We start from the raw sequence: 7,147 nt of genomic DNA, 5'->3' as shown, positions 1-7,147 counted from the left end.
TCAACGCCGCATATAATAATATACCATGTGGTTAATTTATTGTCAATAGAAAAGTTTGACTAATTTTAACCAAATTGATATGCCGCACTTGACGACAACTAATACTATACTATCTATCACAGTTAACGTCAATACTTTTTTTAAATAAACCCAAATTAATTTAAATAAGAAAAAATTAAATTCAAAAATCCTCATTTTATTGATACACTTAAATAGTTAATGACTTATATAAAAAGAGGAAAAACATGGATTTTTTTAAATTTTTAATTGACTTTATATTACACATTGATCATCACTTAATCACGATCGTAAACATGTTTGGCGATTGGACATACTTAATCTTATTTGCAATCATATTTATTGAAACTGGAGCGGTCATTTTACCTTTCCTTCCTGGAGATTCACTTTTATTTGCAGCCGCTGCCCTATCTGCTAACTCCAATTATCATCTTAGTATCTGGATATTCATCATTATCTTCTTCTTAGCATCTGCCGGTGGAGACTCCCTTAACTTCTTTATTGGAAGAAAAGTTGGAAACGCACTAACTGAACACCACTTTTTTGGTAAATTTATCAAGGAAGAAGATCTAACTCGTGCACGTGAATTCTTCGATAAATACGGTGCAATTGCCATCTTTTTGGCTAGATTCATGCCAATTATCAGAACCTTTGCCCCATTTGTAGCCGCTGGCACAGATTTCAGCTATAAAAAATTCCTTAAATACAACCTCATTGCTTGTATCAGTTGGGTACTGATTTGTTGTGGAGCTGGGTATTTCTTCGGAAATATTCCGTTCGTTCAAGAACACTTTTCACTAGTAATCATTTTGATTATCGTAATTTCACTAATTCCAGCTTTAATTGGATATCTAAAAAGCAAGATTTCTACATCGAAGTAGGTTTCAAACAAAAAGAGCCTGTCTATTAGATCTTAATCTTCTAGACAGACTCTTTTTTTAGTTGTCTTTTACCAATCCAAATTATCAAAGATAATCCCAAAAGAATAATTAAAAAAAACAACAAAAAGCACATTAAAAAATATTGATTCGGCAATACGTTAATGATTGGATCTTTCTTTGACGTAAAAACCCAATCCCGATTTCTAAAAAGAACATCATGGAAATAAATAAAAACATCTTGAAAATCCAAAACACAAAAGACTCCAAAAAAAATTATAAATAAAATCGTCATCTCTGAAAGCAACTGAAACTTCCATAACTTCTTAAAGTAAAGGAAACGAATCATAATGACAAGTAAAACCATGGATACAATTAACAATACCAAATTATTAGCTAATACCAAGGCTCTTACATTGTTAAAATGTACCATCCCATTTGCTGAAATTGGAAACTGGTCCAAACTTAATTTAGACGCAAATGGATTCTGAATGAAACCAATCATTTTATAAAAATTACTCATTAATAATCCACTTGAAACATGAAATTGATTAGTTAAATTCAACACGGAAAATGCAACATAATAAAGCCAACTAGCATTGATAACAAAAAAAACGGCAAATGTTATTAAAAAAAGTAGTATTAAAACAAATACTACTAAATCTTTCAAACTATAAAGTATTCCATTCATCTAAGCTATTTACCTCATAAGTAGGTTGAACTTCTTTCTTTTTTACCTGTTCTCTGGTAGACACACCAGTATAAGTCAGCAAAGTATCTACTCCATCGTTAATACCGGCCATAATATCAGTGTCATAATTATCGCCTACCATGATTACGTCTGCTTTGCTTAAATTCAATTGATCTAAAGCTTTTCTAACAATTAAGGTCTTGGGTTTGCCAATCATCACCGGCTCAACCCCTGAAGCATACCGAACTGAGTCGATAATTGAACCAGCACTTGGCAGCATCCCATATTCGCTTGGAATTCTTGCATCTGGATTAGTTCCAATAAATTTAGCACCATGGGCAATCCCCAGCACTGCTCGTGCTAATTTTTCATACGTCAAGTCACGATCAAGACCAACCACTACATACTCTGGATTATCTGTAAAAATATTGAAACCCATTTTCTCCATGGATTCCTTTAATCCATTTTCTCCAATAACGTATGCCGTTCTGGCTTTATCATCATGCGACTTCGCATCCTCACTAACAAAAGCAGCTGTAGCCATCCCAGAAGTATAAACGTTGTCATTTGTAACATGAATATCGTGATTAAGTGCCAAATTATGGACCACCTCACTTGGAGTCTTGGTTGAATTATTCGTAACAAATAAAAAAGGAATGTAATTTTTCTGGAGTCTCTCAATAAAACGCTTAGCCGCTGGGATTCGCTTTTTTCCTTGATAAACGGTTCCATCCAAATCAATTAAATATCCCTTGTAACTCTTCATCAAGATTTCACCTATTTCTGTCTAATGGTAAAGCCGCGCTTGCCATCTCTAAAATGTTTTGATTTAAAATTATTATTTGACGTCTGATTAGCATTATGCTTGCTTGCAGTTCCTGCTTTTCTATTTTTTCCACCAGCACGTTGTCTTTTTCTACTAGTTTTATGGCTTTGATTCTTTTCCTTTTCGGCTTCCAAATTGTGTAAGACAAAGTAATTAGAACCAAAATTGGCATCCTCAATAATATAATCTGGAATTGCCGCATGACGTAAACCTTTACTAACATTTCTAAAGTCAGCATAAAAACCTTTTAGCCGTAACTGATTATATCCCCAGTCACCAACAATGTAATCAAAACGTGTCAAAATGGGATTAAATTTATTGGCAAATTCACCTAAATCAAAAGCATTTCTAATATTAGCTTCAAGAACGTACACGTGGCCATTAATGCTTAAAGTTGTTTCATCAACCTGCTTAATAGTAGCCAAGGAATCTCTCTCATCATTCCTTGTTTCAATCAAACTCTCAATTTCGTTGTGATCCATTTTACTTCCCCTCGATCGGAAACTTCTTTGCTAGATAATCACCAAAAACATCCCGCAAAGTTTCACCATAAAAAATGTTATTTTTACCCACAATGCTAATCGCCGGGAAAAACGGAATAAAACTATAATGATCAATCAAAGCAATCGTGTATTTTTTATCGGGTTCTACTAGTTGATTATGATAGAATAACTGCTTTTTATTAGTGTCGTATCGAATCCCATCATAAATGAGCCTTCCAAAATATTTTCCCCGAAAACCCATTCCTTTTTGCTCAAAACGAACTAAAAAGTCCTTGTTCTTTTCCATTTCCATAATCATTTCCCACAAGTTATAACCATAAAATTGACTTTTCATAACGTGAATTGAATGTGGTAATAATTTATGGAGTTCGTTTTTGTCAACAATTCCCTTTTTTAAATCACCTAAAAACAAACCCGTGTTCAAAACGGCAGCAGTCGTCCCAGCTTTAGCTTCAATGGCCTTTAGTCCCAAGTCAACCAGTTCATTATCATCAGTTAGTGACGTTGTCATTGTATGAGGAATGTCAGCAACCTTACTACTTGCTAAAATTCTCTCACCGCGATCTTCAAGACGCTTAATCTCCTCTGCATCTTGCACATCGGTTTCCATTTCAGATGTTTTATATACACGTGCCTTAACGTTCTCTACTCTTTTTTCAGCGTTAACGTCAAAAGTAATTTCACCGACGTAGTGGCCCCATTTCTCAGCTGCAGTTAACATGGTTTGATTAACCATTTCACCATGAACTAACAAATGATGAGTGTGACCCCCAACGATAATATTGATGTCAGGAAATGCTTTCGCAATTCTTCGATCATTGCTAATCCCTAAGTGAGAAAGCAAAATCAGAACGTCATATTGCCCCTTCCAATCATTCAAACAACGCTCAATGGTACTTTTAATTGGAAGTGAATTCCAATCCATGTATTGGTACGTGGGATAAGGCGCCGTTAAGCCCATAAAACGGACCCGAACATCATTTTTTAGCTTAAAATCACGATACGGGATCGCCCATTTTGGAAGTTGACCAGTTCTTTCATCAATCACATTATCCAAAACAACGGGAAAATTGGCATCATCATAAAGATGCGCCAGTTCGTCATGTGACATTGTTAGTGCTTCATTATTTCCAATTGTTGCAGCATCATAACCAACTGAATTCATCAATTCAATGTTGGCCTTACCAGAAGTAGCATCAGTCAGCGCGTTTGATCGGTCAATGGCGTCACCGTCATCAACTTTAAACACTCGATAACCCTGCTTTTCCAATTGTTTTGTTCTTAGTTTCATAAATCTTCTGATCTTGGGCCAATTTTCAAAATGAGAATGAAGATCATTGGTATGCAGAATTGCTACTTTATCATCCATAAAATTACTTCCTCAAAATGTTTTCTGTAACTATCGCTAATTTCTATTTTAACATCCATCAATAACTATAATCAAAAAGTCGATGACTTTAATCATCGACTTCTTTGTTTTCTCTTCTTTTATCATTTAAAACTTTAAATCCATATAGAACAAGAAGCCAAACAACCGATCCAATTAATGCGATCAATGTTTGCATTTTGAAAATTAAAACAAAAGCAACGAAGACCATAAATCCAACAACGAAAAAGTCAGAATATGGGAAAAATGGCATCTTGAAGGTAAGTTTGTTTGTCTGTTCCTGGTTAAGTGACTTGCGATATTCATAGTGTGTAATAACAATTAAAGACCAAACAAACAAGAAACAAGTGGTAGCAATACTTGAAACTAATTCAAAAACACCGTCTGGCATCAAAATGTTTAACAACACTGAAATAGCAATCACAATCGTTGAAAACAAAATTGCATTTGCAGGAATGTGCCTTTTTGAAAGCGTTCCAAGCTTCTTTGCAAATTTATTTTGGCTCTTGTCGGTTAGAGAAAATAACATTCTACCGGTAGTAAAAATAGCACTATTACAAGAAGAGGCTGCAGCGGTCAAGACCACGAAATTAATAATAGCAGCTGCTGACTTAACTCCAATGTTTGAAAACACTTGGACAAAAGGACTCGAATTTGCTGAAATGTACTGCCAAGGAAAAATACACATCAGAGCCAATAACGAACCAACATAAAAAATAATGATTCTAGTTGGGACTTCATTAATACATTTAGGAATGATTCTCTGCGGATCTTGGGTCTCTGAAGCAGTCATCCCAATCATTTCAATTCCTGCAAAACTAAAAAGAACCATTTGAAAAGAAAGGACAAATCCCGATGCACCATGGGCAAAAAAGCCATCAGAATACAAATTAGACACCTGTGCATAACCAACACTTGTCTTGTAATGCATCAAAACCAAAACAATTCCAATAATGATTAACGCCACAATGGCCACCACTTTAATCAATGCAAACCAGAATTCGGTTTCACCAAAAGCAGACACGGTGATTGAGTTCAACAAGAATAAAATCAAAATTAAGAAGGCAGCAGTTACCCACTGTGGCAGGTCAGGAAACCAAAACTTCATGTATAGACCAGCAGCGGTTACTTCTGCCATTGCAATGGCAATCCAGCAAAACCAGTAGGTCCAGCCTGCCACAAAACCAGTTTTTTCTCCTAGGTACTTATTAATAAATTCAATGAACGAAACACTATTCGTATTTGAAAGTAGTAATTCACCAAGTGCTCTCATTAAGAAAAAGCAAGCAACTCCAGCAATTATATATGCAATGATAATGGATGGACCAGCCAAATGAATTGATTGACCAGCTCCTAAAAACAATCCGGTTCCAATGGTCCCGCCTAGTGCCATTAATTGAACGTGACGACTTTTAAGTCCACGTGACATTTGGTTTTCATTATTTGTATTTTTTTCCAACAAAAACATCCTTTCTTTACGTATGCCTACATTATACACGGATACGTGAAGCTGTTTGCTACTTTTTATGGAAATTATACAGATATTTTGTAAGAAAAACTACCAAAATTTCAAAAAAGGTTAAATCAATGACATAAAAAAGAAATCTTGGATTTACCAAGATTTCTTTTAGGTTATTTACTTGCTTTCTTTTCCTTTTCAAGTCGCTGAACATCAAGGGCAATCATCAATTCTTCGTTGGTTGGTACCAAAAGGGTCTTAATCTTTGAGCCATCAGCACTCAAATCTCTAACCACCCCACGCACATTGTTCTTTTCTTTATCAACGCCAATCCCGAAGTATGACAATTGATCAGTAACTTCCTGTCTAACGGTAATACTATTTTCACCAACTCCAGCAGTGAACACAATTGCATCAGCACCACCAAGTTCAGCTAGGTAGGATCCAATGTATCTAACAATTCGATTAACATAGATTTGACGGGCAATTCTAGCACGATGATTAGTCTTTTGAGCAGCCTCAACCTCACGCATATCAGCAGAGACACCCGAAATACCAAGTAATCCAGACTTAGTGTTTAAGACTTTAATCATATCGTTGATATCTGTCATTCCTTCTTTTTCCATAACGTAGGCCAAAAGAGAAGGATCAACATCACCTGAACGCGTAGCCATGGTTAAACCAGTAACTGGGGTAAATCCCATCGATGTGTCATAGGACTTACCGTTCTTAACGGCACAGATTGAGGCACCCGCACCTAAATGCATGATAATCATCTTTAAATCTTCTACGGGTTTACCCATTAACTCAGCTGCTCTTTGAGAGACATAGCGATAACTAATCCCGTGGAATCCATATTTACGAGCCGTATATTTTTCGTAGTACTCATAAGGAAGACTGTACAGATAATTTTTCTCGGGGATGGTTTGATGAAATGATGTATCAAAGACGGCAACGCTAGTCACGTTTGGAAGCACCTTTTCAAATGCCTTAATTCCTAAAACATTGGCTGGCTCATGCAAGGGTGCCAATTCATCCAAACTTTCGATCTTTTTGAGAACTTCAGGAGTAATGATTACCGATTGATCGAAATATTCTCCACCAGCAACGACTCGATGTCCAACTCCGGTAATTTCGTTATAGTCGTTGATAATATCAAGATCGAGTAATTGATCTAACAAAATTTGGATTGCTTGTTCATGATCCTTAACATCTAATGTTTCCTCAAATTTCTTCCCATCATCATATTTAATTTCAACATGTGATTTTGGTAAGCCAATCCTTTCAATTAAACCTTCTCCAAGAACTTCTTCTTCTGGCATTTTAAACAACTTAAACTTTAAAGTCGAACTACCAGCATTAATTGCAATAATCTTACCCATGAG

7 protein-coding genes are annotated in these 7,147 nt (G+C 35.6%); 1 reads left to right on the top strand and 6 read right to left on the bottom strand.

Annotated elements, in window-relative coordinates:
- The first annotated feature begins 245 nt into the window (after positions 1-245).
- The gene (locus AC6UDE_RS05980) at positions 246-899 is read left to right on the top strand and encodes a VTT domain-containing protein (RefSeq protein ID WP_500694417.1); all 654 of its coding nucleotides are present in this window, start codon (positions 246-248) and stop codon (positions 897-899) included.
- Between the two features lie 40 nt (positions 900-939).
- Here AC6UDE_RS05980 and AC6UDE_RS05975 read toward each other — a convergent pair whose 3' ends face one another.
- The 6 genes from AC6UDE_RS05975 to AC6UDE_RS05950 all read right to left on the bottom strand — a co-directional run bounded on the left by AC6UDE_RS05975 (position 940) and on the right by AC6UDE_RS05950 (position 7,144).
- Positions 940-1,566, bottom strand: coding sequence for a TIGR01906 family membrane protein (locus AC6UDE_RS05975; RefSeq protein WP_500696899.1), 627 nt, complete (start codon positions 1,564-1,566; stop codon positions 940-942).
- Between the two features lies 1 nt (position 1,567).
- Positions 1,568-2,353, bottom strand: coding sequence for a TIGR01457 family HAD-type hydrolase (locus AC6UDE_RS05970; protein WP_500696898.1), 786 nt, complete (start codon positions 2,351-2,353; stop codon positions 1,568-1,570).
- 11 nt (positions 2,354-2,364) lie between these two features.
- On the bottom strand, positions 2,365-2,895 hold the full coding sequence (locus AC6UDE_RS05965) for a YutD family protein (RefSeq protein WP_500696897.1): 531 nt from the start codon (positions 2,893-2,895) through the stop codon (positions 2,365-2,367).
- A gap of 1 nt (position 2,896) precedes the next feature.
- A complete protein-coding gene (locus tag AC6UDE_RS05960; protein WP_500696896.1) occupies positions 2,897-4,285 on the bottom strand; it encodes a bifunctional metallophosphatase/5'-nucleotidase in 1,389 nt (462 codons plus the stop codon).
- Between the two features lie 88 nt (positions 4,286-4,373).
- The gene (locus AC6UDE_RS05955; protein WP_500694412.1) at positions 4,374-5,771 is read right to left on the bottom strand and encodes an amino acid permease; all 1,398 of its coding nucleotides are present in this window, start codon (positions 5,769-5,771) and stop codon (positions 4,374-4,376) included.
- A gap of 164 nt (positions 5,772-5,935) precedes the next feature.
- Positions 5,936-7,144 (bottom strand): acetate/propionate family kinase, encoded by a 1,209-nt coding sequence (locus AC6UDE_RS05950; RefSeq protein WP_500696104.1) that lies wholly within the window; start codon positions 7,142-7,144, stop codon positions 5,936-5,938.
- Positions 7,145-7,147: the final 3 nt, after the last annotated feature.

The sequence above is a fragment of the Fructilactobacillus sp. X2R5C3 genome (assembly GCF_059901325.1).
Note: the sequence above shows the minus strand (reverse complement) of the source record. Positions and strands in the feature narration are given on the sequence as shown.

Coding starts and splice junctions, on each gene's coding strand:
- AC6UDE_RS05980 (WP_500694417.1), top strand. CDS start 246: ATGGATTTTTTTAAATTTTTAATTGACTTTATATTACACATTGATCAT.
- AC6UDE_RS05970 (WP_500696898.1), bottom strand. CDS start 2,353: ATGAAGAGTTACAAGGGATATTTAATTGATTTGGATGGAACCGTTTAT.
- AC6UDE_RS05965 (WP_500696897.1), bottom strand. CDS start 2,895: ATGGATCACAACGAAATTGAGAGTTTGATTGAAACAAGGAATGATGAG.
- AC6UDE_RS05960 (WP_500696896.1), bottom strand. CDS start 4,285: ATGGATGATAAAGTAGCAATTCTGCATACCAATGATCTTCATTCTCAT.
- AC6UDE_RS05955 (WP_500694412.1), bottom strand. CDS start 5,771: ATGTTTTTGTTGGAAAAAAATACAAATAATGAAAACCAAATGTCACGT.
- AC6UDE_RS05950 (WP_500696104.1), bottom strand. CDS start 7,144: ATGGGTAAGATTATTGCAATTAATGCTGGTAGTTCGACTTTAAAGTTT.